The 21,668-nt window shown below is 69.8% G+C and carries 20 protein-coding genes and 1 riboswitch; of the genes, 4 read left to right on the top strand and 16 right to left on the bottom strand.

Annotated elements, in window-relative coordinates; translation table 11 throughout:
• Window positions 1-22 precede the first annotated feature (22 nt).
• On the bottom strand, window positions 23-1,165 hold the full coding sequence (locus tag ACWDGI_RS17610; RefSeq protein WP_450759918.1) for a glycosyltransferase family 4 protein: 1,143 nt from the start codon (window positions 1,163-1,165) through the stop codon (window positions 23-25).
• Window positions 1,166-1,276: 111 nt separating this feature from the next.
• Between ACWDGI_RS17610 and ACWDGI_RS17605 the strand changes: the two genes are divergently transcribed.
• Window positions 1,277-2,512, top strand: a complete 1,236-nt coding sequence (locus tag ACWDGI_RS17605) for a glycosyltransferase 87 family protein (protein WP_450759916.1) — start codon at window positions 1,277-1,279, stop codon at window positions 2,510-2,512.
• A 12-nt stretch (window positions 2,513-2,524) separates the two neighbouring features.
• Here the strand turns inward: ACWDGI_RS17605 and ACWDGI_RS17600 are convergent, their stop codons facing one another.
• The 5 genes from ACWDGI_RS17600 to ACWDGI_RS17580 all read right to left on the bottom strand — a co-directional run bounded on the left by ACWDGI_RS17600 (window position 2,525) and on the right by ACWDGI_RS17580 (window position 7,901).
• Complete coding sequence (locus ACWDGI_RS17600) at window positions 2,525-3,721, bottom strand: hypothetical protein (RefSeq protein WP_450759914.1); 1,197 nt, start codon at window positions 3,719-3,721, stop codon at window positions 2,525-2,527.
• 30 nt (window positions 3,722-3,751) lie between these two features.
• The gene (locus tag ACWDGI_RS17595) at window positions 3,752-4,768 is read right to left on the bottom strand and encodes an NlpC/P60 family protein (protein WP_450759913.1); all 1,017 of its coding nucleotides are present in this window, start codon (window positions 4,766-4,768) and stop codon (window positions 3,752-3,754) included.
• 264 nt (window positions 4,769-5,032) lie between these two features.
• Window positions 5,033-6,067, bottom strand: a complete 1,035-nt coding sequence (locus tag ACWDGI_RS17590; RefSeq protein ID WP_450759912.1) for an NlpC/P60 family protein — start codon at window positions 6,065-6,067, stop codon at window positions 5,033-5,035.
• A 210-nt stretch (window positions 6,068-6,277) separates the two neighbouring features.
• Window positions 6,278-7,621 (bottom strand): NYN domain-containing protein, encoded by a 1,344-nt coding sequence (locus ACWDGI_RS17585; protein WP_450759910.1) that lies wholly within the window; start codon window positions 7,619-7,621, stop codon window positions 6,278-6,280.
• Between the two features lie 40 nt (window positions 7,622-7,661).
• Window positions 7,662-7,901, bottom strand: coding sequence for a hypothetical protein (locus ACWDGI_RS17580; RefSeq protein ID WP_009309707.1), 240 nt, complete (start codon window positions 7,899-7,901; stop codon window positions 7,662-7,664).
• 152 nt (window positions 7,902-8,053) lie between these two features.
• Between ACWDGI_RS17580 and ACWDGI_RS17575 the strand changes: the two genes are divergently transcribed.
• On the top strand, window positions 8,054-8,797 hold the full coding sequence (locus ACWDGI_RS17575) for a rhomboid family intramembrane serine protease (protein ID WP_450759908.1): 744 nt from the start codon (window positions 8,054-8,056) through the stop codon (window positions 8,795-8,797).
• Window positions 8,794-9,075, top strand: coding sequence for an Lrp/AsnC family transcriptional regulator (locus ACWDGI_RS17570; RefSeq protein ID WP_024882613.1), 282 nt, complete (start codon window positions 8,794-8,796; stop codon window positions 9,073-9,075). Before ACWDGI_RS17575 ends, ACWDGI_RS17570 begins: the two co-directional genes overlap by 4 nt.
• A 147-nt stretch (window positions 9,076-9,222) precedes the next feature.
• Here ACWDGI_RS17570 and ACWDGI_RS17565 read toward each other — a convergent pair whose 3' ends face one another.
• From ACWDGI_RS17565 to ctaE, 6 genes are all read right to left on the bottom strand, one after another.
• Complete coding sequence (locus ACWDGI_RS17565; protein ID WP_450759906.1) at window positions 9,223-10,584, bottom strand: aminotransferase class V-fold PLP-dependent enzyme; 1,362 nt, start codon at window positions 10,582-10,584, stop codon at window positions 9,223-9,225.
• A 144-nt stretch (window positions 10,585-10,728) separates the two neighbouring features.
• A riboswitch (SAM riboswitch) is annotated at window positions 10,729-10,845 on the bottom strand.
• Window positions 10,846-10,944: 99 nt separating this feature from the next.
• Complete coding sequence (gene trpD / locus ACWDGI_RS17560; RefSeq protein WP_450759904.1) at window positions 10,945-12,009, bottom strand: anthranilate phosphoribosyltransferase; 1,065 nt, start codon at window positions 12,007-12,009, stop codon at window positions 10,945-10,947.
• Window positions 12,010-12,174: 165 nt separating this feature from the next.
• Window positions 12,175-13,812, bottom strand: a complete 1,638-nt coding sequence (gene qcrB / locus ACWDGI_RS17555; RefSeq protein ID WP_450759902.1) for a cytochrome bc1 complex cytochrome b subunit — start codon at window positions 13,810-13,812, stop codon at window positions 12,175-12,177.
• Window positions 13,809-14,867, bottom strand: coding sequence for a cytochrome bc1 complex Rieske iron-sulfur subunit (gene qcrA, locus ACWDGI_RS17550; RefSeq protein ID WP_450759900.1), 1,059 nt, complete (start codon window positions 14,865-14,867; stop codon window positions 13,809-13,811). Before qcrA ends, qcrB begins: the two co-directional genes overlap by 4 nt.
• Window positions 14,864-15,676, bottom strand: a complete 813-nt coding sequence (qcrC, locus tag ACWDGI_RS17545) for a cytochrome bc1 complex diheme cytochrome c subunit (protein WP_450759898.1) — start codon at window positions 15,674-15,676, stop codon at window positions 14,864-14,866. Before qcrC ends, qcrA begins: the two co-directional genes overlap by 4 nt.
• Window positions 15,677-15,753: 77 nt before the next feature.
• Window positions 15,754-16,374 (bottom strand): aa3-type cytochrome oxidase subunit III, encoded by a 621-nt coding sequence (ctaE, locus tag ACWDGI_RS17540; RefSeq protein WP_351695412.1) that lies wholly within the window; start codon window positions 16,372-16,374, stop codon window positions 15,754-15,756.
• A gap of 187 nt (window positions 16,375-16,561) precedes the next feature.
• On the opposite strand from ctaE, the gene ACWDGI_RS17535 reads away from it, so the two are divergent.
• Window positions 16,562-16,963, top strand: a complete 402-nt coding sequence (locus ACWDGI_RS17535) for a hypothetical protein (RefSeq protein WP_450759896.1) — start codon at window positions 16,562-16,564, stop codon at window positions 16,961-16,963.
• Between the two features lie 122 nt (window positions 16,964-17,085).
• Here ACWDGI_RS17535 and ACWDGI_RS17530 read toward each other — a convergent pair whose 3' ends face one another.
• The 4 genes from ACWDGI_RS17530 to ctaC form a co-directional block, all read right to left on the bottom strand.
• Window positions 17,086-18,348, bottom strand: a complete 1,263-nt coding sequence (locus ACWDGI_RS17530) for an Ig-like domain-containing protein (protein WP_450759894.1) — start codon at window positions 18,346-18,348, stop codon at window positions 17,086-17,088.
• Window positions 18,349-18,499: 151 nt separating this feature from the next.
• Window positions 18,500-18,898, bottom strand: a complete 399-nt coding sequence (locus ACWDGI_RS17525) for a cytochrome c oxidase subunit 4 (protein WP_046727399.1) — start codon at window positions 18,896-18,898, stop codon at window positions 18,500-18,502.
• On the bottom strand, window positions 18,895-20,625 hold the full coding sequence (gene ctaD, locus ACWDGI_RS17520; RefSeq protein ID WP_450759892.1) for an aa3-type cytochrome oxidase subunit I: 1,731 nt from the start codon (window positions 20,623-20,625) through the stop codon (window positions 18,895-18,897). Before ctaD ends, ACWDGI_RS17525 begins: the two co-directional genes overlap by 4 nt.
• The gene (gene ctaC, locus ACWDGI_RS17515; RefSeq protein WP_450759890.1) at window positions 20,622-21,584 is read right to left on the bottom strand and encodes an aa3-type cytochrome oxidase subunit II; all 963 of its coding nucleotides are present in this window, start codon (window positions 21,582-21,584) and stop codon (window positions 20,622-20,624) included. The genes ctaD and ctaC overlap by 4 nt, the downstream gene beginning before the upstream one ends.
• Between the last annotated feature and the right edge of the window lie 84 nt (window positions 21,585-21,668).

The raw sequence follows: 21,668 nt of genomic DNA, 5'->3' as shown, positions 1-21,668 counted from the left end.
GGACGAACCGCGGCCCAGCCCCCTACAGCAACGCCTTCAGCCGCTCCGCGAGGAGGTCCCACCGCCACTTCTCCTCAACCCACCGCCGCCCGCGCTCCCCCATCCGCTGACGCAGTTCGGAGTCGCCCAGGAGCGCCACGATCCGTTCGGCGGCCTCCTCAGGCGAACCGCCCCGCACCACCCACCCGGTCTCCCCGTCGAGCACCGCGTCCGGCGCCCCGCCGGAGTCCCCCGCCACCACCGGCAACCCGGTGGCCGAGGCCTCCAGGTACACGATCCCGAGCCCCTCCACGTCCAGCCCGCGCCGCCGGGTCCGGCAGGGCATCGCGAACACGTCACCGGCGCCGTAGTGCGCGGGCAGCTCGGCCCACGGCACGGCCCCCGTGAACCGCACCGACGCCTCGACCCCCGTCTCCCGGGCCAGCCGCCGCAGCTCCTTCTCGTACGGCCCGCCGCCCACGACCAGCAGCACCGCGTCCGGCTGGGCGGCCAGGATCAGCGGCATCGCGAGGATCAGCGTGTCCTGCCCCTTGCGCGGCACCAGCCGCGACACGCACACGACCACCGGCCGGTCGCTCAGGCCCAGCCGTGCCCGCACCTCCGCGCCCCCGGACCCGGGATGGAACGTCTTCTCGTCCACGCCCGGCGGCAGCTGCACCATCCGCCCGGCCGCGGCCGGACCGAGCGCGGGGGCGATCCGCGAGCGGGTGTACTCGCCGAGATACGTGATCGTGTCGGTCGCCTCGCCGATCCGCCCGAGCAGCTGCCGGGCGGCGGGCAGCTGGGCCCAGCCCGCCTCGTGCCCGTGGGTGGTGGCGACCAGCCGCTGTGCCCCCGCCTTCCGCAGCGCCGGCGCCATCAGCCCGAGCGGAGCCGCCGCCCCGAACCACACGGAGGCGCACCCGTGCTCCCGGAGCAGCCCGACCGCCGTGCGGGTCGCCGCCGGCGTGGGCAGCAGCATCGTCGTACGGTCGCGTACGACGGTGAAGGGCTGCTCCGCGTCGAACGCGGCGGTGGCCTCGAGGCCCTCCCGGCTCCGCTTCCACGTGGACGCGTAGACGACGAGCCGCTCCGGGTCCAGCCGCAGGGCCATGTTGTGCAGAAAGGCCTGGATGCCGCCCGGCCGGGGCGGGAAGTCGTTCGTCACGATGAGGGTCTTGTGCATCGCGGCCGACCTTACCCGCACAGTGTGTTCGGCCGTGCTTCATGGCCCTCGCACAGCCCGGCGGGAGATCATGTGGCGCACTCCCAGACAGGGCGACGGACAGGGGCTCAGGTGGACAGGACGGGCGAGAGGCGTGCCCTGGCGTTGCTGCTGGCCGTCTGGGGTGCCACCCGGCTGGCGCTGCTGCTGTCCGTGCTGAAGGTGTTCGTGTTCCCGGGCGCGGACGTCACGACCGACGTGTCGGTGATCTACCAGGGGTGGTACGAGGTCCTCCGGCACGGAACGTTCCCCCTGGACGACGTCACCTGGCAGTACCCGCCCGCGGCCGCCCTGGCGATCCTCGCCCCCGGGCTGCTGCCCTTCCTGGACTACCCGACCGCCTTCTTCGTGCTGGCCTTCCTGGCCGACCTGGTGGTGCTCTCCCTGCTCCTCTACACGGGCCTGCGGCCCGGCCGGACCCTGCGCGGCGCCTGGATCTGGGTGCTCGGCGTGCCGCTGCTCGGGCCGACCGTCTACTCCCGCTACGACCTGATGGTCACCGCCGTCGCGGTGGCCGCGCTGCTCACCGGGGCCCGGCACCCCCGGCTGATGGGCGCGCTGGCCGGCTTCGGCGCGATGGTCAAGGTGTGGCCGGCGCTGCTGCTGGTGGGGGCCGTACGACGGCGGGCCTGGGTGTCGGCGGCGGTCACGGCGGGCCTGGTCGGGGCGCTGTTCGCGGTGGCCATGCCCGGCGCGTTCGCCTTCCTGACCTTCCAGCGGGACCGGGGCACCGAGGTGGAGTCGCTGGGCGCGCTGGTCCTGCACATCGCCCGGCACTACGGCTGGCAGGGCGAGGTGCTGCTGAACTACGGCTCGATCGAATTCCTCGGCCCGCAGGTGAAGGCGGTGAGCGCGGCGGCCCTGGTGCTGACCGCGTGCGCCTTCGGCTGGCTGCTGGTGTGGCGGCTGTGCGCGGCCCGCTTCCGGTCCCACACGCTCGCGGACGCCGCCTTCACGGCCGTCCTGATGTTCACGGTCACCAGCCGGGTGATCAGCCCGCAGTACATGGTGTGGCTGGTGGGCCTGGCCGCCGTCTGCCTCTGCTTCCGGGCCGGCCGGATGACCCTGCCGGCCGTCCTGCTCCTCCTGGCCGCCTTCGTGACGGTCCTGGAGTTCCCGGTCGGCTTCTCGCACGTCGTGGTGAGCGACTGGTACGGCATCACCCTGCTGCTCCTGCGCAACGGCCTGCTGGTCGCGGCGACGGTCACGGCGGCCCGGCAGCTGTGGCGCTCCACGGTGACCGAGGCCCCGGGCGCTCCGCTGCCCGCCCAGGTCGCCCGGGCGAAGGAGACCTCCGCGCCCTCCTGAGCGGAGGCCGGTTCAGTCGCCGAGCCGGTCCGTCAGGTAGGCGTGCCAGCGTGCGGTGAAGTCCGGCAGGGTGGTGCCGAGTTCCGTGCGCAGCGCGTCCTCGACGGCGCCGGCGCGGCCCTGGTGGGCGCCGACGGCCCGGTAGAACGCGCCGAGCCGCTCCTCGCCCCAGTGGGCGGCGATCATCCGGCAGGCCAGCCAGCCGCCCTCGTAGGCCTCGGCCAGCTTGGTGGGGTCGTCGGTGAAGCCGAAGTCCTTGTCCACCGGAAGGTCCTCGGGCAGGTCCCCGTCCCGTACGGCGCGGGCCAGCTCCGGTGCCGCCTCGGCGGGCGTACGGCCGCTGTCGAGATAGCCGATCCAGTCGGCGTACCCCTCGGAGAGCCAGAGCGGGGTGGCGGCCGAGGTGTGGGCGCGGGTGGCGACATGGGTCGTCTCATGGGTGAGGACCACCTGCTTGCCGACCGGGCCGAGGACGGCGTACGCCTCCGGGTTCAGGATGACCCGGTCCGCCGGGGCCTGGCCGGAGCCTCCCACCTCGCCGGTGGTGACGGCGGCGATGCCCCGGTAGTTGGAGGCGGGGGCGCCCAGCAGGCCCGCCATGCCGTTCAGCGACTTGGGTACGACCACGACCACCCGCTGGGTCCACTGCGTGCCCCAGGCCTTGGAGACCTCGGGGACGGCGGTGTCGGCGAGGCCGGCGTAGTCCCGCAGGGTGTCCCTGGACTGGCCGACGCCGAGCACCAGGCTGTGCGCGCCCCGGACGGCCGTCACGGTGCCCTGGTCCCACAGCTGCTGCCCCGACTTCCCGGCGGGTCTGTCGGCGGCGACGTACCAGTGGCCGTCGGCGGTGCGGCTGAGGGTAAGGGCGCGGTCGGTGGTGACCGGGGCCCTGTCGTAGCCCTGGATGCGGTAGCTGAGCCGGGCCTCGGCGGTGGCCTGGGCACCGTCCGGGTGGAGGGCGGTGAGCCGGTAGCCCCAGTCCGCGAGCGGCACGGCCCGCAGGTTCGCGTACGAGCTCCGGGTGCCGGTCTCGGTGTAGGCCCGCTCGTCATGGCCGAGGACGGCGGCCGCACGCCGGTCCAGGACCTGCTGCACCTCGGCCATCGCCGAACCGGTCGCCGCCTGCCCGCCGCCGCATCCCGTCAGCGGCAGGAGCAGCAGACACAGTCCCACCGCTCCTGAGCGCCACGCCCGCCTGCCACCAGCCACTTTCCGATCGTACGGGTCGGGGCCGGAAAGTCAGGGCCGGGTGACCGAGGAGATGGGCATCATGCCGACCGGGTCGTAGCGGACCGGGGCACCCGGGTAGGGGGCGTGGATGACCTGCCCGTTGCCGACGTACATCCCCACATGGCTGGCGTCGGACCGGTAGACGACCAGGTCACCGGGTTGCGCCTGGGAGAGCGGCACCTGGTGGCCGGCGTGGCGCTGCTCCTGCGAGGTGCGGGGCAGGTGGATGCCGGCGTGCGCGTACGACCACTGCATCAGGCCCGAGCAGTCGAACCCGGAGGGGCCGCTGGCGCCCCACACGTACGGCTTGCCGAGGGCGGCGCGGGCGGCGGCCACCGCGGCGGCGGCGCGGCCGTCGGGGGCGCCGGCACCGGAGAGGTCGGGCAGGTCGGCGCGGTCGTCGCCCCGGGAGGCGTGTTCGAAGGCGGCGCGGTCGGCGGCGGGCAGCGTGTTGAGCAGCCGGCGGGCCGTGGCGAGCTTCTTCTCCACGGTGGCCTTGTGGGAGGCGACCGCGGTGCGGCTGCGCTCCAGCTCGGCGAGCTCGCCGGTGGCCTCGCTGCGCTCCTGGGCGAGTTCGCGCATCGCCGTCTGGAGCTCCCTGAGCTGCCCGGCCTGGCGGACGTCGATGCGGTCGAGGAGGGACGCCCGGTCGAGGTAGTCCTCGGGGTCGTCGGAGAAGAGCAGGGCGACGGTGGGGTCGAGGCCGCCGGAGCGGTACTGGGCGCCGGCCAGTGAACCGAGCGTCTCCCGCATGGCGTTGATGCTCTGCTGCCGGCGGGCGATGCGGTCCTGGGAGTCGTTCACCTCGCGGCGCAGGGCGCCGGCCCGCTCGTCGGCCTTGTTGTAGGCCTCGGTCGCCTCCTCGGCCTGCTGGTACAGCCGGTCCACCTCGGCGCGGGTGTGCCCGTGCGGGGCCGCGCTCGCGGGCGTGGCGCCGAGCGCGGCCGCCGCGGCGGACAGCGCACAGAGGGCGGCACCGGCGCCCCGGTTGAACCCGGACGGTGCGAGACGGCGGTGAAACCCCACGGTGGTCCTTCTGCCGGCGGACGGGTACCGCTTCCTCCGGCGCCGGGGACGGGGATGCCCCGGCACCGGAGGAAACGCGGCAGACAGTAGCCGTGCGACCACACCCCGGCCAAAGACCCTCGACGGCCACGCAACGTGACGCCCCGCCGCTGACGCAGGTCACCGGCGGGGCGTGGAGTCATCTTGGGTTGTCGGGATTCGCCCGTTCGGGCGCCCCGCAGGGTTGATCTTGGGCCGTACGAGTGTCGCCGTAACCCGCTGGGGTCAGATCCGGACGCCGAACTCGAACGTCATGTCACCGATCGACTCGTAGCGCACCACGGCACCGGTGTGCGGGGCGTGCAGCACCTGGCCGTTGCCGGCGTAGAGACCGACGTGGTGGTAGTCGCCGTAGAAGATGACCAGGTCGCCGACCTTGAGGTCGCTCTGGCTGTAGATCCGGGTGCCGGCGTTGGCCTGGGCCTCGGAGGTGCGCGGGATGGTGACGCCGGCCTGGGCGTAGGCCCAGGAGGTCAGGCCCGAGCAGTCGAAGGAGGACGGTCCGGAGGCGCCGTAGACGTACGGCGAGCCGATCACGGACTGGGCGGCGGAGAAGGCGGCGGCGGCCCTGCCGGAGGCGGAGCCGGTGTTGCCGAGGTCCACCCGGGAGGAGGCGCGGCTGGCGGCCTGGGCCTGCTCGGCGTCCAGGGCGGCCTTCTCCTTGGCCGTCAGGGTGTTGAGGAGCTTCTGCGCGTCGGCGAGCTTGGACTGGACGGCGCTCTTCTGCTTGGCCAGCTCGGTGCGGGTGGCGGAGAGGTCCTTGAGCTTGTCCGTCGCCTCTGCCCGCTCCTGGGCGAGTTCGCGCTGTTTGTCCTGAATCTTCTTCAGGGCCTCGACCTGCTGGCCGCTCAACTGGTCGAGCGTGGACGCCTTGTCGAGGTAGTCGTCCGGGTTGGACGAGAGGAAGAGCTGGACCGACGGGTCTATGCCCCCGGAGCGGTACTGCGCGGTGGCCAGCGAACCGAGGCTGTCCCGCAGCTTGTTGAGGTCCTCCTGACCGCGGGCCACATTGTCCTGGATCGTGGAGATTTCCTTCTGCAGCTTGTGCTGCTTGTCCTTGGCTCCGTCCAGCTTCTCGGTGGCCTGCTCGGCCTCCTGGTAGAGCTTGTCGACCTTTGCCTTGACCTCGTCCTTGCTCAGCTTCTCGCTGGGTGCCGCGTTGGCGGCGTTGGCGCTGAGGACGACAGCAGCGGCGGCTGCGGTGGTCAGCACGGTCACGCGTGCGCGACTCGGCTGCTTGGGTCGACGATGGGACGCCACGGAGACGGGCTCCTTCGTTTGAGTGATCACCCGTGTGGAGGTTCGAGGCCCGACCCTAGTGACCTCCCTGTGATCAGTTCAAACCCAACAGCGAAAAAACTGGTCACGCAACGCACTCTTTGCACATAACTCACGTGCCGTAATGCTCGATTGACGCTACGTTGCGTGACGGTTCGGTCAATTCGGGCATTGCATATGTCCGTTGAACCTTCAGGACAGTCGCTTCAGAAGCATCGCAGAAGCGACCGGACGGGCACCCGCCTTGGCGACCCCGTCGGCGACCTCGCGGTCGGTCGAGGCGACGATCACCGGACGGCCCGGCGGCTCGGCGCGCACCAGCTGGCGGATCAGCTCGTCCGCGGTGACACCGGGCTTGGAGAAGAGGACCCTGACCCCGCGCGGCGGTGCGAGCAGCACCGGGGCGGCCAGTTCGGCGCCGTCGAAGACACAGGTGACCTCGGCGCCGGTCTGCGCGGCGAGCTGGGAGAGCTGGCCGAGCAGCCGCAGCCGCTGCTTCTCCAACGGCATCTGCGGATAGCCGGTCTTGGTCACGTTGTAGCCGTCGACGACCAAGTGCGCCTGGGGCAGGGCGAGCAGCTGGTTGAGAATGGCCGGGTCGTTCTCGGAGAGCGCCCGGGCCGCGATGTCCTTCGGGGTCATTCGTCCCGGTTCGACCGCGTCCACGGTCTCGGCGGGCCGCACCGACACCGGCGGCAGCGCCAGTTCGCGGCGCAGTCCCTGGGCCGCGTCCAGGACGGTGTCGAGCAGCAGCCGCACTCTCATGTCCTCGACGCTGCGTCCCTCGCGGGCGGCCCGGCGGCTGGCCTCCAGGGCGGCCTCGACCTCGCCGAGCCGGCCCTTGAGACGCCGGCTCTCGCTCTCGGCGGCGGACACCTGGGTCTGCCCCTCGGTGCGCACCGACTCCATCTCGCCCTGCATCTTGCGCAGTGCGGCCTCACCCCGCTTGACGTCACTGAGGGCCGCGCGCAGCTTGCGGTGAAGCGATTCCGCTTCCTTCTTCGCCGCGTCCAGCTCGGCGCGCAGCCGCTCCGTGTCGGCACGGGTCAGCTCCCGGGCCCGGTCCAGCTCCTCGCGCAGCCGCTCCAGTTCGGCCCGGCTCTCCTCGTCGGCGCGCTCGGCGTCGGCCCGCTGGGCCTCCTCGCCGGCCGCCGCCACCAGCTTCACCCAGCCCGTGGGGCGCAGTACGTAGGCCGCGGCCGCCACATCGAGCGGGTCCGCGGCCGGGGGCGGTGAGCCGGAGTCGAGGGCGCCGGCGAGTTCCGGCTGGGCCTCTCTGAGCTTCTCCCCGATCCGCTGCCGGAAGAGGGTGTCCGTCTCCAGCGCGGTCGCCATGGCGTTGCCGGCGAACTTGGCCCGCCGGTTCGGGGCGAACCGGGCGTACTGCCGCAGCTGGGCCGGCAGTTCGGCGACGGTCAGCCCGCCGAAGCCGTCCGACACGATCTGCACGACCCGCCGTCGCACGCCGTCGGGCAACGGACGGTCAAGCACCTCGGCGGTGCCGTCGCCCGGCCCCCCGCCTGTGGTCTCCACCATCCGTCACACCCCATCACCTGTGCGGGGCCGCCTCCCGGTCTCAGGAGTCGGCACCCGGCCTGTCCACGAGTTCCACCTGGTCCACCGCGTTGCACCAGCGGCAGCGCACCGACTCGATGGTCTCACTGACCACCTCGCGCTCCTCGACCTTGGGCTCACCGGCCAGGTCGAGGTGCACGTACTCCACGACCTTCGACGAGCGGGTCACGTCGAACCTCGTGAGGTTGCCACAGAGGGTGCAGCGCCACCGCGTCGTGGCGGTCGGCAGGGGAACCGTCATCGTGACTGTTCGCTTCCTTCTAGTGTCCGTGACGCGCCGTCCCGACGCGTGTGGCTCGTTACCCTACGGCCTGGCGAGTACTCGACGCCGCCCTGTCCACGGCGGCGAGGCGATCTGCACCAGTGCATCCCGTTACGCCATGCTCTATGTCCATGATCGGCAACTGGAACACGACGGCCGGCCGGACCCTGCGGAGCCTGAGGGGGACGTCGGCGCCCATGACGTACACCCTGATCGCCGTGTGCTGCCTGATCTTCGTGCTCGGCCCGGCGTCCGGCTTCACCCCGTCCTACGGCACCGGGGACGCCCTGGCGGCCGCCCAGCGCGCGTACTTCCGGCACTGGGGGGTGGTCCCCGCCGACCTGTTCGACGGTCCGGCGCGGGAGGTGCTCACCCCGGCCACGGCGCTGTTCATCCACGGCAGCTGGGTGCACCTGCTCGGCAACATGCTCTTCCTCTTCGTCTTCGGGGCGATGACCGAGGAGCGGATGGGCCGCGTGGAGTTCACCCTCTTCTACATCGGCTGCGGCTACCTCGCGCTGCTCGGCTACGCGGCCGCCAACGCCACGTCCCAGCAGTCGCTGGTGGGGGCGTCCGGGGCGATCTCGGCGGTCCTCGGAGCGTTCCTGTACCTGTTCCCCAACGCCCGCGTGACCAGTCTTCTGCCGTTCCTCTTCTTCCTTCCGCTGCGGTTCCCGGCCTGGGTGGTGCTCCCCTTCTGGGCGGCCCTGCAGTGGATCGCCCTGAACCAGGCCCCCTCCGGCCCCGGCGTGGCCTACCTCGCCCACCTGGTCGGCTTCGGACTCGGCGTCGGCTACGCGTGGGTGCGGTACGGCCGTGGGACTAAAGTGAAGGCCGCCCCAGCTCCGGCACCCGAGGGAGAGAACCAGCTGTGATCACCGCGATCGTCCTCATCAAGACCAGCGTGGACCGGATCCCCGAGATCGCGGAACAGATCGCCGCGCTGGACAGCGTCAGCGAGGTCTTCTCCGTCACCGGTACGTACGACTTGATCGCCATGGTCCGGGTGCGCGAGCACGAGGATCTGGCCGAGGTGATCCCGGGCCGGATCAGCAAGATCCAGGGCGTGGAGGGCACGGACACGCACGTCGCGTTCCGCACGTACTCCCAGCACGACCTGGAGGCCGCGTTCGCGATCGGCCTGGACAGCTGAAGCGCCCCGTAGGGGGCGCGGGGAACTGCGCGCTCGGCCCCCACCGGCCCGCGGCCGGGCACGAAGGTCGTGGTCCCCTGCGGGTCCGTCGTGGCTGGTCGCGCAGTTCCCCGCGCCCCTGGGGTGCCTCCCTGAGGCCGGTAGGAATCACACCGCCGGGACGCAGCGGCCCTCTTCGGTGCGGTACGTCCACTTCGCACCGTCGGTCACCAGTTCCCGGACCGCCGTCACGAAACGCTCGACGTGCTCGTCGGGCGTTCCCGCCCCGAAGCTCACCCGGATCGCGTTGAGGGACTTCTCGCCCGGTGCCGCCTCCGGCGCCCCGCACTCGCCCTGGGTCTGGGGGTCGGAGCCCAGCAGGGTCCTGACCAGCGGGTGGGCGCAGAAGAGGCCGTCGCGGACGCCGATGCCGTACTCGGCGGAGAGGGCGGCGGCGAAGTGGGAGCTGTTCCAGCCCTCGACCACGAAGGAGAGCACGCCCACGCGCGGGGCGTCGTCGCCGAAGAGGGACAGGACACGGACCTCGGGCACCTCGGCGAGGCCCTCCCGGACCTTGGCGATCAGGTGCCGCTCGCGGGCGACCAGCGTGTCGAAGCCCGCCTCGGTCAGCGCCTTGCAGGCGGCGGCGATCGAGTAGGCGCCGATGACGTTCGGGGAGCCCGCCTCGTGCCGCGCGGCGCTGTCGTGCCACTCCACGGCCACTCCCCCGTCCGCGCGCCGGGTGACCTTGCGGCTGGCGCCGCCGCCCGCGAGGTACGGCTCGGCCGCCCGCAGCCAGTCGGCGCGACCGGCCAGGACGCCGGAGCCGAAGGGGGCGTACAGCTTGTGGCCGGAGAAGGCGATCCAGTCGACGTCCAGCTCGCGGACGCTCACCGGGTGGTGCGGGGCCAGCTGGGCCGCGTCCAGGACGATCCGGGCGCCGTGCGCGTGCGCGGCGGCGGCCAGCTCACGGACCGGCCACAGCTCGCCGGTGACGTTCGAGGCGCCGGTGACGCAGACCAGGGCCGGCCCGTGCGGGTCACGGTCGGCGAGGGCCTTCTCCAGGGTCTCCACGGCCTGGCGCGGGGTGCGCGGGGCGTCGAGGTAGCTGACCCGGGCGTCCTGCCAGGGCAGCAGGCTCGCGTGGTGCTCGGTCTCGAAGACGAAGACCTGGCAGCCGGCCGGGAGGGCGCGGGCCAGGAGGTTCAGGGAGTCCGTGGTCGAGCGGGTGAAGACCAGCTGGTCGTCCTGACGGCAGTCGAGGAACTCGGTGACGGTCCGGCGGGCGTTCTCGAAGAGGTCCGTGGAGAGCTGGGAGAGGTAGCCGGCGCCGCGGTGCACGCTGCCGTAGTAGGGCGCGTACGCGGCCACGTCGTCCCAGACACGCTGGAGGGCGGGGGCGCTGGCCGCGTAGTCGAGGGCGGCGTAGGTGACCTCGCCGCCGGTGACGAGCGGCACGGTGACATCTCGCCCCAGAACGGGCAGCGGGGCACAAACCGACTGGACGGAGGCAGCGGTGGAGACGGACATGGCGGAACTCCCGTGAGAGGAAGGAGGAAAGGGAAAAGGGTGCGCGGAAGTGGGGGCTCGGCGCCCTAGCGCATTCGCTTGCTCACGGGAGACTCCCTCGATGACCAGGATCCCTGGGCCTTGCTCATTCAGAAGAGCGTGAGGGATCCGCGCTTGCCGCAGACCTCGCTGCCTACGGCCTGGTCTTCACCCGGGGCACCCCGCCACGGACGGAGGGTTGCCGGACAGTCGGCCGGGGCCTCATGACTGTCACTCATGACCTGACTGGAAAACTAGATGAAGTGATCGCCGGCGCGCAACTCCTGTCCGGATGACGGACCGCCGAGGGCGCCGGCGCCACATGTTCCTTCCGTTCGGCGCCTACCGGTTGGTGGCCGCCGCCCAGCGCTCCAGCACCCGCTTGGCCGCGCCCGAGTCGATCGACTCCGCGGCCCTGTCCATGCCGGCACGGATCTCCTCGGCGAGCGTTCCGGTGCCCGGGTCCAGGGCCACCAGGGCCGCCGCCGAGTTCAGCAGGACCGCGTCACGGACCGGGCCCGTCTCGCCGTCCAGCAGCCGGCGCGCGACCTCCGCGTTGTACGACGGGTCGCCGCCGCGCAGCGCCTCCACCGGGACCAGCTCGATGCCGACGTCCCGCGGGTCGAAGGTCTCCTCGGTGACCTTGCCGTCGCGGACGATCCAGACGTGGGACGTGGCGGTGGTCGTCAGTTCGTCGAGGCCGTCGTCGCCGCGGAAGACCAGGGAGGAGTTGCCGCGCTCGGCGAAGACGCCCGCGACGACCGGTGCCATGCGCGGGTCCGCGACGCCGACCGCCTGGGACCGCACCTGCGCGGGGTTGGTCAGCGGGCCGAGGATGTTGAACACCGTGCGGATGCCCAGCTGGCCGCGGGCCGCGCCGGCATGGCGCAGCGCCGGGTGGAACTTGACGGCGAAGCAGAAGGTGATGCCGGCCTCCTCGGCGACCTCGGCGACCCGCCGCGGGGTCAGGTCGAGGTTGACGCCGAGCTTCTCCAGCACGTCCGAGGCGCCGGACGCGGACGACGCGGCCCGGTTGCCGTGCTTGACGACCTTCGCCCCCGTGCCGGCCACCACCAGCGCGGACATCGTGGAGATGTTCACCGTCTTGGCGCCGTCACCGCCGGTGCCGACGATGTCGACCGTGCGGCCCGGTACCTCGATGACGTTGGCGTGCGCGTACATCGTGCGGACCAGGCCGTTGATCTCGTCCACCGTCTCGCCCTTGGCCCGCAGGGCGACGACGAAGCCGGCGATCTGGGCGTCGGTCGCCTGGCCGCGCATGATCTGGTCCATCGCCCAGGCCGTCGCGTCCGCGCTCTGGTCCTGGCCGTAGAGCAGCGCGTTCAGCACCTCGGGCCAGGAACGGCCCGCCGCGATGTCGCCTCCAGCGGGGGTCACAGCGCTCATAAGGCCGCTCCTGATCGTCGTACCGGCAAAAAACGGTGTCAGGCCTACCCTATCCAGCCCCGGGCACGGCGAAGGGCCCCCAATCCTCCCCAGTCCTCGAACAAACTCGGACCGGGGGCCCATCCGGACGGGGGCCCTTCGACTGTGGCGTGGCGACGCGGTCGATCAGTGGTGGCCGTGGCCGCTCGTGATCTCCTTGTACTCCTCGACGGTGGGCTTCGGGATCTGGTTGTCCTCGCCGTAGTAGGCGCCGCTCAGCTTGGCGCGGAGCTTCTCGGAGCCCTTGATCTTGCGCTCGACACCGTTCTCGTCCACCGCCGCGCCGATCTCGGCCGGCTCGTACTGGTGGTGGGCCGTGAGGGTGTGCAGCTGCTCCTGGCTGAGCGGCTCGTGCACCTCGATGAACTCACCGTGCGGCAGCCGCTTGATGATGCCGGTCTCACGACCGTGCAGCACCTTCTCGCGGTCCCGGCGCTGCAGGCCGAGGCAGATCCGCTTGGTGACGAGGAACGCGATCACCGGTCCGGCGAAGAAGAAGATCCGGACGAACCAGGTCACGTCGTTGATCGACAGGTGGAAGTGGGTGGCGAAGAGGTCGTTGCCACCACCGACCAGGCCGATCATGTACACGGTCACCCAGGCGACACCGAAGCCGGTCCGGGTCGGGGCGTTGCGCGGCCGGTCCAGGATGTGGTGCTCGCTCTTGTCACCGGTGACCCAGGACTCGATGAACGGGTAGAGCGCGATGGCGCCCAGCACCAGACCGAACAGGACCAGCGGGATGAAGACGCCCAGGACCAGGGTGTGGCCCCAGAAGTTGATCTCCCAGCCGGGCATGTAACGGATCAGGCCCTCGGCGAAGCCCATGTACCAGTCGGGCTGGGCGCCGGTGGACACCTGGTCCGGACGGTAGGGGCCCATGGCCCAGATCGGGTTGATCTGGGTGGTCGCCGCGATGGCCGCGATGACACCGAAGACCAGGAAGAAGAAGCCACCGGCCTTGGCCATGTAGACCGGCAGCAGCGGCATGCCGACGACGTTCTTCTCGGACTTTCCGGGACCCGCGAACTGCGTGTGCTTGTGGTAGAAGACCAGGATCAGGTGGCCCACCACCAGGCCGAGCATGATGCCCGGCAGCAGCAGGATGTGGATCGAGTAGAACCGGGCGACGAAGTCGTGGCCGGGGAACTGCCCGCCGAAGAGGAAGAACGAGATGTACGAGCCGACGATCGGCATCGACAGGATCGCGCCCTCGGTGAAGCGGACACCGGTGCCGGAGAGCAGGTCGTCCGGGAGCGAGTAACCGGTGAAGCCGGTGAACATGCCCAGGACGAACAGCAGGAAGCCGAACAGCCAGTTGATCTCACGCGGCTTGCGGAACGCGCCGGTGAAGAACACGCGCATCATGTGCACGAACATGCCGGCGAGGAAGATCAGCGCGGCCCAGTGGTGGATCTGCCGGATGAGCAGACCACCGCGCACGTCGAAGGAGATGTGCAGGGTCGAGTTGAACGCCTCGGACATCATCTGTCCCTGGAGCGGGACGTAGCTGCCGTGGTACGCCACCTCGTTCATCGAGGGGTGGAAGAACAGCGTCAGATACACACCCGTGAGGATGATGATGATGAAGCTGTACAGGCACACTTCGCCCAACATGAACGACCAGTGGTCGGGGAAGATCTTGCGCATGTTGGACTTGGCCAGGGAGTAGATCCCGAGCCGTCCGTCGGCCCAGTCGGCGACGCGCTCGCCGGCCGGTGCCTTCCCGCGCTCGCGGGACTCGGAGTTCTCGTTAGTGCTCATCCGCGCTCCCAGAAAGCAGGACCGACGGGCTCCTCGAAGTCGCCGAGCGCCTGGAGGTAGCCCTCCTCGCTCACACCGATGCGCAGCTGCGGCAGGGCGTGACCGGCCGGGCCGAAGATCACTCGGGCACCGTCGGAGAGGTCGAAGGTGGACTGGTGGCACGGGCAGAGCACATGGTGGGTCTGCTGCTCGTACAGCGAGATCGGGCAGCCCACGTGGGTGCAGATCTTCGAGTAGGCCACGATGCCCTCGTGGGACCACTCCAGCTCGCGCTTGTCCTTGATGTTGTCCGGCTGCAGCCGGATGATCATCAGGGCCGCCTTCGCCATCACGTTCTGGAAGTCCTCCTGGGACTCCTCGACGCCCTCGGGCTTGGCGAAGGTCAGCGAGCCGACGGCGACGTCGGAGGGACGCAGCGGCTCGTTGGTGTTCATGTTGACGAGCAGCTTGCCCTTCGACCACGCCGTGTGGCGCAGCGAGGTGCCGGGCAGCGGGCCGAGGTCGCGCAGCAGCACCACACCGGAGAGCGGGACCAGGGTCAGCGCGCCGAACATGGTGTTGCGGATCAGCTTGCGCCGGCCGAGCGCCGACTCCTTGGCGCCCTGCTTGAAGTCGGCCAGGACCTTGGCCTTGACCTCCGGCGGAGCCGAGATGGCGTGCCGCTCGTCGGCGACCTCCACGTCGGACATCAGGGTGCGGGCCCAGTGGACCGCGCCCGCGCCGATGCAGAACAGCGCCACACCGAGGGTCAGGCCCAGCGCGAAGTTCAGCGCGCTGATGTGACCGATCGGGAAGACGAAGATCGACTTGTCTTTCGGGATCGTCACGTAGGAGGCGATGAAGCCGACGGTGGCCAGCATCGACACCGTGAACAGCAGGGCCACGACGCGCTCGGACCGCTTGGCGGCCCGCTCGTCGATGTCCTGGATCCGGTGCTCGTGAGGCGGCAGACCGGGGTCCGCGAACGGGTCCTTCTCGTCCGCGATGCTCACGGCGCCGTGCGCGTGGCCCTGCTCAGCGGGCAGGTTCTCTTCTGGAATCTCTTGGCTACTCATGACTTCTTGGCCTTTGCGGTCCGAGCGGCGACCCAGACGGCGACGGCGATCATGGCGCCGAGACCGAAGATCCACGCGAACAGACCCTCGCTGACCGGCCCGAGGCCGCCCAGGTTGAGACCGCCGGGGTTCACCGTCTTGGGGCTGTTGACCGCGTCGAGGTACGCGATGATGTCCTTCTTGTTCTTCTCGGACAGCGTGGTGTCGGGGAAGGACGGCATGTTCTGCGGGCCCGTCTGCATGGCCTCGTAGATGTGCTTCGGGTCGACGCCTTCCAGGCTCGGCGCGAACTTGCCCTTGGTCAGCGCGCCACCCGCACCCACGAAGTTGTGGCACTGCGCGCAGTTGGTGCGGAAGAGCTCACCGCCCGCGGCGATGTCGGCACCACCCGGGCCGTACTGCTCCTTGGTGGGCACCTCGGGACCGGCGCCCAGCGAGGCGATGTACGTCGCGAGCTGGGTGATCTGGGCCTGGGTGTAGATGTTCTTCTTCGCGACGACCTGCGGGCCCTGCGAGGTGGCGGCCGGCATACGGCCGGTGCCGACCTGGAAGTCCACGGCCGCGGCGCCCACGCCGACCAGGCTGGGGCCGTCGGACGAACCCTGACCGCCGGTGCCGTGGCAGCTGGCACAGCCGACCGAGTAGAGCTTCTTGCCCTCCTCAATGGTCAGGGACTGGGAGGCTTCGCCGGCCTGCGCCCGGCCCGCGGGCGCGAGCGCGGCGTACAGCCCCCCAGTGGCCGCCAGCGCAAAGAGTAGGACGACGACCGCCGCCAGCGGATGGCGTCGTCGTGCGGAGAGCTTTTTCACGGATTACCCCGGTGTCAGGATCTTCTGCGTCGATGCTTCTGGGTTGTGCGCTTCTGCAGCGCGTGGAGCCGGCCCGGCTACTTGATCAGGTAGATCGTGGCGAAAAGGCCGATCCAGACGACATCGACGAAGTGCCAGTAGTAGGACACGACGATGGCCGCGGTCGCCTGCTCGTGCGTGAAGCGCTTCGCCGCGTAGGTGCGGCCGAGGACGAACAGGAAGGCGATGAGGCCGCCCGTCACGTGCATGCCGTGGAAGCCGGTGGTCAGGTAGAACACCGAGCCGTACGGGTCGGAGGAGAGCGAGATGCCGTCCTCCTTCACCAGGCTGGTGTACTCGTAGATCTGACCGCCGATGAAGATCGCGCCCATCACGAAGGTGACGATGAACCAGCCCCGGAGCTTCTTCACGTCCCCGCGCTCGGCGGCGAACACGCCGAGCTGGCAGGTGAGGGAGGAGAGCACCAGGATCGTGGTGTTGGTCGCGGAGAACGGAATGTTGAGATGGCTCGCCATCTCCTTCCAGTGATCCGGACCGGTCACCGATCGCAGGGTGAAGTACATCGCGAAGAGGGCCGCGAAGAACATCAGCTCGGAACTCAGCCAGATGATGGTTCCGACGCTGGTGAGGTTCGGCCGATTGACCGACGGGTGCGCGTGCCCGGTTTCTACTGTCGTTGCTGTCGCCACGACCGACATTATGTCGGTCGCTTATCTCGCGCTCACTCCGGGGGGTGCCGTTCGGGGTGTCCGCACCGTGTGTACTGCCCGGATGGCCCATCGAAGCGGTGTTCCAACAGGTGTTGACGAGGTGTTCGGGGGAGTAGCATCCGGCGCATCGGTCCTGTCCGTACGACGACTCCCGTCCCCGCGTATCGGAGGAACAATGCAGCCGACCGCCACGGTGCTGGTCTACAGCGACGACTCCAACACCCGCGAGCAGGTACGGCTGGCCTCGGGCCGGCGGCCGGCTCCCGATGTGCCGTTCGTCGAGTTCGTGGAGTGCGCGACGCCCCAGGCGGTCGTCACCGAGCTGGACAAGGGCGGCGTCGACGTGTGCGTGCTGGACGGCGAGGCCGTGCCGCTGGGCGGCATGGGGGTGTGCCGGCAGATCAAGGACGAGGTGTTCAACTGCCCGCCGGTGCTGCTGCTGATCGGGCGGCCGCAGGACGCCTGGCTGGCCACCTGGAGCCGTGCGGACGCGGCTGTGACGCTGCCGGTGGATCCGGTGGAGTTCGCGGCCGCGCTGGCGTCCTTGTTGCGGCAGCAGAGGCTGCAGAGCGCCTGACGGGGTGGGGCGCGGGCTGAGTGCGCGAGTGCGCGCCGCGTGTGGCCGTTCGCGCCCACGCGGCGGTAGCCGCATATCGAACTCTGCCCCGCGCCCCTGGGCCGGCTGCCCTTGAGGGCGTTTCACAAGGCGGCCGGCTGCACTCTCGCCGCGTCCTGGGGCTTCGGGCCGTCCGGGGTGCCGTTGACCAGGGCGCTGCCGTTGCGCCAGTCCTTCCAGGCCAGGTTCCAGTCGCCGAAGCCGTTGCCGAAGTGCTCCATCTCCTCGCCGTTGGAGTTGACGACCTTCACCAGGTCGCCCGGGTGGAAGGTGTCGAAGAACCACTCGGCGTTCGAGGTGTTCATGCCGGTGCAGCCGTGGCTGACGTTGGCGTACCCCTGCGAGCCCACCGACCAGGGTGCGGCGTGGACGTACTCGCCCGACCAGGTCACCCGGGTGGCGTAGTAGACCGGAAGGTCGTACGAGTCCGAGGTGCCCTCGGCGATGCCGACCGTGCTGCCGCGCATGCGTACGAAGTACTGCTTCTCCAGTACGACCTTGACGCCGTTGCGGGTCTCGAAGCCCGGCTTGCCGGTGGTGATGGGGATCTGGTTGATCTCCTTGTCGTTCTTGTACACGGTCATCTGGTGGGCGGCGGCGTCCGTGACGGCGAGGAGCTTGTCGCCGATGGTGAGCTTCAGGGGCGCGGCCGCGCCGCCCCACAGGCGGTCGCTGATCCTGACGCCGTCCAGGTCGCTGTGCACCTGGACGGTGGCGTGGGCGGGCCAGTAGTCCTTGGGCCGGTAGTGGAGTTCCTTGTCGCTCACCCAGTACCAGGCCCCGTCGACGGCGGGGACGGAGTCGACCCTGAGGGCGCGCTCCACGATGGCGCGCTGGGCCTTGTCCTTGACCGCGTGGTCGAGTTGGGCGGTGACGGGCTGGCCGACGCCGTACTCGCCCGCCTTGGGGCCGAAGGTGACCTTCAGCCGCTGCTGGGTGGTGGGCTTGCTGGTGTCGAAGGTGAGGACCTTGCGGCCGGGCGCGCCGTCCTCGTCCTCGGTGCTGACCTGGACCGTGTAGTGGGCGTTGGCGGCCAGCGGGGAGGTGCTGTGCCAGCGACGGCCGTCGGCGTCGAGTTCGCCCGCCACAAGGCGACCGGTGGCGTCCTCGGCCGTGACGTCCGTGATCCGGTCCTCGTCGCTCTTGGCGACGACCTCCAGCGGCTTGTCGGGGTCGGCCCGCTTCCCGGCGCCGGTGGGGGTGTTGAAGGAGACCTGGTCCGCCGCGTCGCGCGGCTTCTCCGACAGCGGGTCGCCGCCGGATCCGCAGGCGGTGATGCCCGCTCCGAGGGCGGTCACCAGCAGGGCGCAGCTGACGACGGTGCGGGCACACGGAGTCTGACTCATACGGTCACGCTATGAGACGTTTTCCGGACCGGCACGCCAGGTACTCCGGACGGGCGACGGGGACTGCGCCGAAGGCGGCAACGGCCGTGAAAACAGGGAGCCCGGACCCTCCTGACAGAGGGTCCGGGCTCCCGGTGCGCTCGGCGCGTGCTTACTGGGTGCGGTTCTCACCGCGGTAGTACTCGAACACCCAGCCGAAGAGGCCGATCATGATGATGGGCGCCGAGAAGTACAGCAGCCACCAGCCGACCGCGACACCGAGGAAGGCCAGCGCGCCGCCGACACCGAGGGCGAGCGGCTGCCAGCTGTGCGGGCTGAAGAAGCCCACCTCGCCGGCCTCGTCCGCGACGTCGGCCTCCTTGTTGTCCTGGGCACCGGCGTCCACCCGCGAGGCCGTGAAGCCCAGGTAGAAGCCGATCATGATGCACAGGCCGAAGGCCATGAAGAGCGCCGTGGTTCCGGCCGCCTCCTTCGACCACACGCCATAGACGATCGCCATGGCGAGGACGAAGACGCTCAGCCACACGAACATGCGGCCCTGGATCTTCACTTGCCGGCCTCCTTGCTGCCCGTGACAGCGGCGACGGCCTGGCCGTGCTCCAGCTGCTCCAGGGCGGCGATCTCAGGGTGGTGCAGGTCGAACGCCGGGGACTCGCTGCGGATCCGCGGCAGGGTGAGGAAGTTGTGCCGCGGCGGCGGGCAGGAGGTCGCCCACTCCAGCGAACGGCCGTAGCCCCACGGGTCGTCGACCTCGACCTTCTTGCCGTACTTGGCCGTCTTCCACACGTTGTAGAGGAACGGCAGGATCGACAGGCCGAGCAGGAAGGAGCTGATCGACGAGATCGTGTTCAGCGTGGTGAAGCCGTCGGCCGCCAGGTAGTCGGCGTACCGGCGCGGCATGCCTTCGGCGCCCAGCCAGTGCTGGACCAGGAAGGTGCCGTGGAAGCCGATGAACAGCGTCCAGAAGGTGATCTTGCCGAGGCGCTCGTCGAGCATCTTGCCCGTCATCTTCGGCCACCAGAAGTGGAAGCCGGAGAACATCGCGAAGACGACCGTTCCGAAGACCACGTAGTGGAAGTGGGCCACCACGAAGTACGAGTCGGAGACGTGGAAGTCCATCGGCGGCGAGGCCAGGATGACACCGGTCAGACCACCGAAGGTGAAGGTGATCAGGAAGCCGGTGGCCCAGAGCATCGGGGTCTCGAAACTCAGTGACCCCTTCCACATCGTTCCGATCCAGTTGAAGAACTTCACGCCGGTCGGTACGGCGATGAGGAACGTCATGAAGGAGAAGAACGGCAGCAGCACACCGCCGGTGACGTACATGTGGTGCGCCCACACCGTCACGGACAGACCGGCGATCGCGATGGTCGCCGCGATCAGACCCATGTAGCCGAACATCGGCTTGCGGGAGAAGACCGGGATGACCTCGGAGATGATGCCGAAGAACGGCAGGGCGATGATGTACACCTCTGGATGGCCGAAGAACCAGAAGAGGTGTTGCCAGAGCAGGGCTCCGCCGTTGGCCGCGTCGAAGACATGTGCCCCGAATTTCCGATCCGCCTCCAGCGCGAACAGCGCGGCGGCGAGGACGGGGAAGGCGAGCAGGACCAGGACGGCGGTCAGCAGCACGTTCCACACGAAGATCGGCATGCGGAACATCGTCATGCCCGGTGCGCGCATGCAGATGATCGTGGTGATGAAGTTGACCGCGCCGAGGATGGTGCCGAAGCCGGAGAAGGCCAGACCCATGATCCACATGTCGGCGCCGATGCCCGGCGAGCGGACCGCGTCCGACAGCGGGGAGTAGGCGAACCAGCCGAAGTCGGCCGCACCCTGCGGGGTGAGGAAGCCGCCGACGGCGATGGTCGAGCCGAACAGGTAGAGCCAGTAGGCGAACATGTTCAGCCGCGGGAAGGCGACGTCCGGTGCACCGATCTGCAGCGGCATGATCCAGTTCGTGAAGCCCGCGAACAGCGGCGTCGCGAACATCAGCAGCATGATCGTGCCGTGCATCGTGAACGCCTGGTTGAACTGCTCGTTCGACATGATCTGCAGACCGGGGCGAGCGAGTTCGGCGCGCATGAGCAGCGCCATCACTCCACCGATCAGGAAGAACGCGAACGACGTGACCAGATAGAGCGTTCCGATCGTCTTGTGGTCGGTGGTCGTCAGCCACTTCACCACGACATTGCCGGGCTGCTTGCGCCTGACCGGCAGCTCGTCGGCGTACGAGCCTTCAGCCGCGGCACCCTGGGGTTCGTTGAGGATGCTCACAGGTTGTTCGTCTCCCGGTTCTTCTCGTGGCTCGTCTGCGCGATGCCGGCGGGAATGTAACCGGTCTGCCCCTTCTTGACGAGGTCCTTGAGGTGCTGCTGGTAACGCTCGGGCGAGACGACCTTCACGTTGAACAGCATCCGGGAGTGGTCGACGCCGCAGAGCTCGGCGCACTTGCCTCGGAAGGTGCCCTCCTGATTGGGGGTCACCTGGAACGCGTTGGTGTGGCCCGGGACGACGTCCATCTTCATCAGGAACGGCACCACCCAGAAGTCATGGATGACGTCACGCGAGGTGAGGACGAAGCGGACGGTCTCCCCCTTGGGGAGCCAGAGCGTCGGACCGGGGTTGCCGGTCTGCGGGTTCTTGGTGCCCGGCGTACCGACGTCGTAGACGCCACCGGCGTTGGCCGGGAAGTCCTTCTTGAACCGGTCCGGAATGGCGTCCAGGTTCGGGTCTGTCTTCGCGTCGCCGGTGACCCCGTCGACGGGCGTGACGTAGTTGAAGCCCCAGCTCCACTGGAAGCCCACCACGTTGACCGTGACGGCGGGCTTCTTGTCGGTGAGGCTGAGCAGCTTCGTCTCGTCACGCGCGGTGAAGTAGAACAGCACCGAGACGATGATGAGCGGAACCACCGTGTACAGCGCCTCGATCGGCATGTTGTACCGGGTCTGGGCCGGCACCTCGATCTTGGTGCGGCTACGCCGGTGGAAGATGGCGCTCCAGATGATCAGACCCCACACCAGCACGCCGACGACGAGCGCGGCGGCCCAGGAGCCCTGCCACAGGGAGAGGATCCGCGGAGCCTCTTCCGTGGTCGGGGTGGGCATACCAAGGCGGGGGAAGTCCTTGTATGTGCAACCGGTGGCGGTCGCAAGGACCAGGCCCGCGGTCATTGCCTGCAGCAGCTTCCGCCGCATCGGGCGCCGCGGCGAGCGGTCGGAGCCGTTGGGACTCACGTAGCGCCTTCCCGAGAGTCTCGCCCGCGCGTTCGGCTGCGGCCTTCTCGCTGGTCGGTCGCCGCCCTGCGTCGGGCAGGGGTT

This window comes from Streptomyces sp. NPDC001220 (assembly GCF_053597895.1).
The sequence above is the reverse complement of the archived record's forward strand: the minus strand, read 5'-3'. Positions and strand labels throughout refer to the sequence as shown.

What these genes read in the sequence shown, in the direction of transcription:
- ACWDGI_RS17565 (WP_450759906.1), bottom strand. Translation starts at nt 10,584, where the DNA reads ATGTCCGTCTCCACCGCTGCCTCCGTCCAGTCGGTTTGTGCCCCGCTG.
- qcrB (WP_450759902.1), bottom strand. Translation starts at nt 13,812, where the DNA reads ATGAGCACTAACGAGAACTCCGAGTCCCGCGAGCGCGGGAAGGCACCG.
- ACWDGI_RS17580 (WP_009309707.1), bottom strand. Translation starts at nt 7,901, where the DNA reads ATGACGGTTCCCCTGCCGACCGCCACGACGCGGTGGCGCTGCACCCTC.
- ACWDGI_RS17530 (WP_450759894.1), bottom strand. Translation starts at nt 18,348, where the DNA reads ATGAGTCAGACTCCGTGTGCCCGCACCGTCGTCAGCTGCGCCCTGCTG.
- trpD (WP_450759904.1), bottom strand. Translation starts at nt 12,009, where the DNA reads ATGAGCGCTGTGACCCCCGCTGGAGGCGACATCGCGGCGGGCCGTTCC.
- ACWDGI_RS17585 (WP_450759910.1), bottom strand. Translation starts at nt 7,621, where the DNA reads ATGGTGGAGACCACAGGCGGGGGGCCGGGCGACGGCACCGCCGAGGTG.
- ACWDGI_RS17610 (WP_450759918.1), bottom strand. Translation starts at nt 1,165, where the DNA reads ATGCACAAGACCCTCATCGTGACGAACGACTTCCCGCCCCGGCCGGGC.
- ctaE (WP_351695412.1), bottom strand. Translation starts at nt 16,374, where the DNA reads ATGTCGGTCGTGGCGACAGCAACGACAGTAGAAACCGGGCACGCGCAC.
- ACWDGI_RS17575 (WP_450759908.1), top strand. Translation starts at nt 8,054, where the DNA reads ATGATCGGCAACTGGAACACGACGGCCGGCCGGACCCTGCGGAGCCTG.
- ACWDGI_RS17535 (WP_450759896.1), top strand. Translation starts at nt 16,562, where the DNA reads ATGCAGCCGACCGCCACGGTGCTGGTCTACAGCGACGACTCCAACACC.
- qcrA (WP_450759900.1), bottom strand. Translation starts at nt 14,867, where the DNA reads ATGAGTAGCCAAGAGATTCCAGAAGAGAACCTGCCCGCTGAGCAGGGC.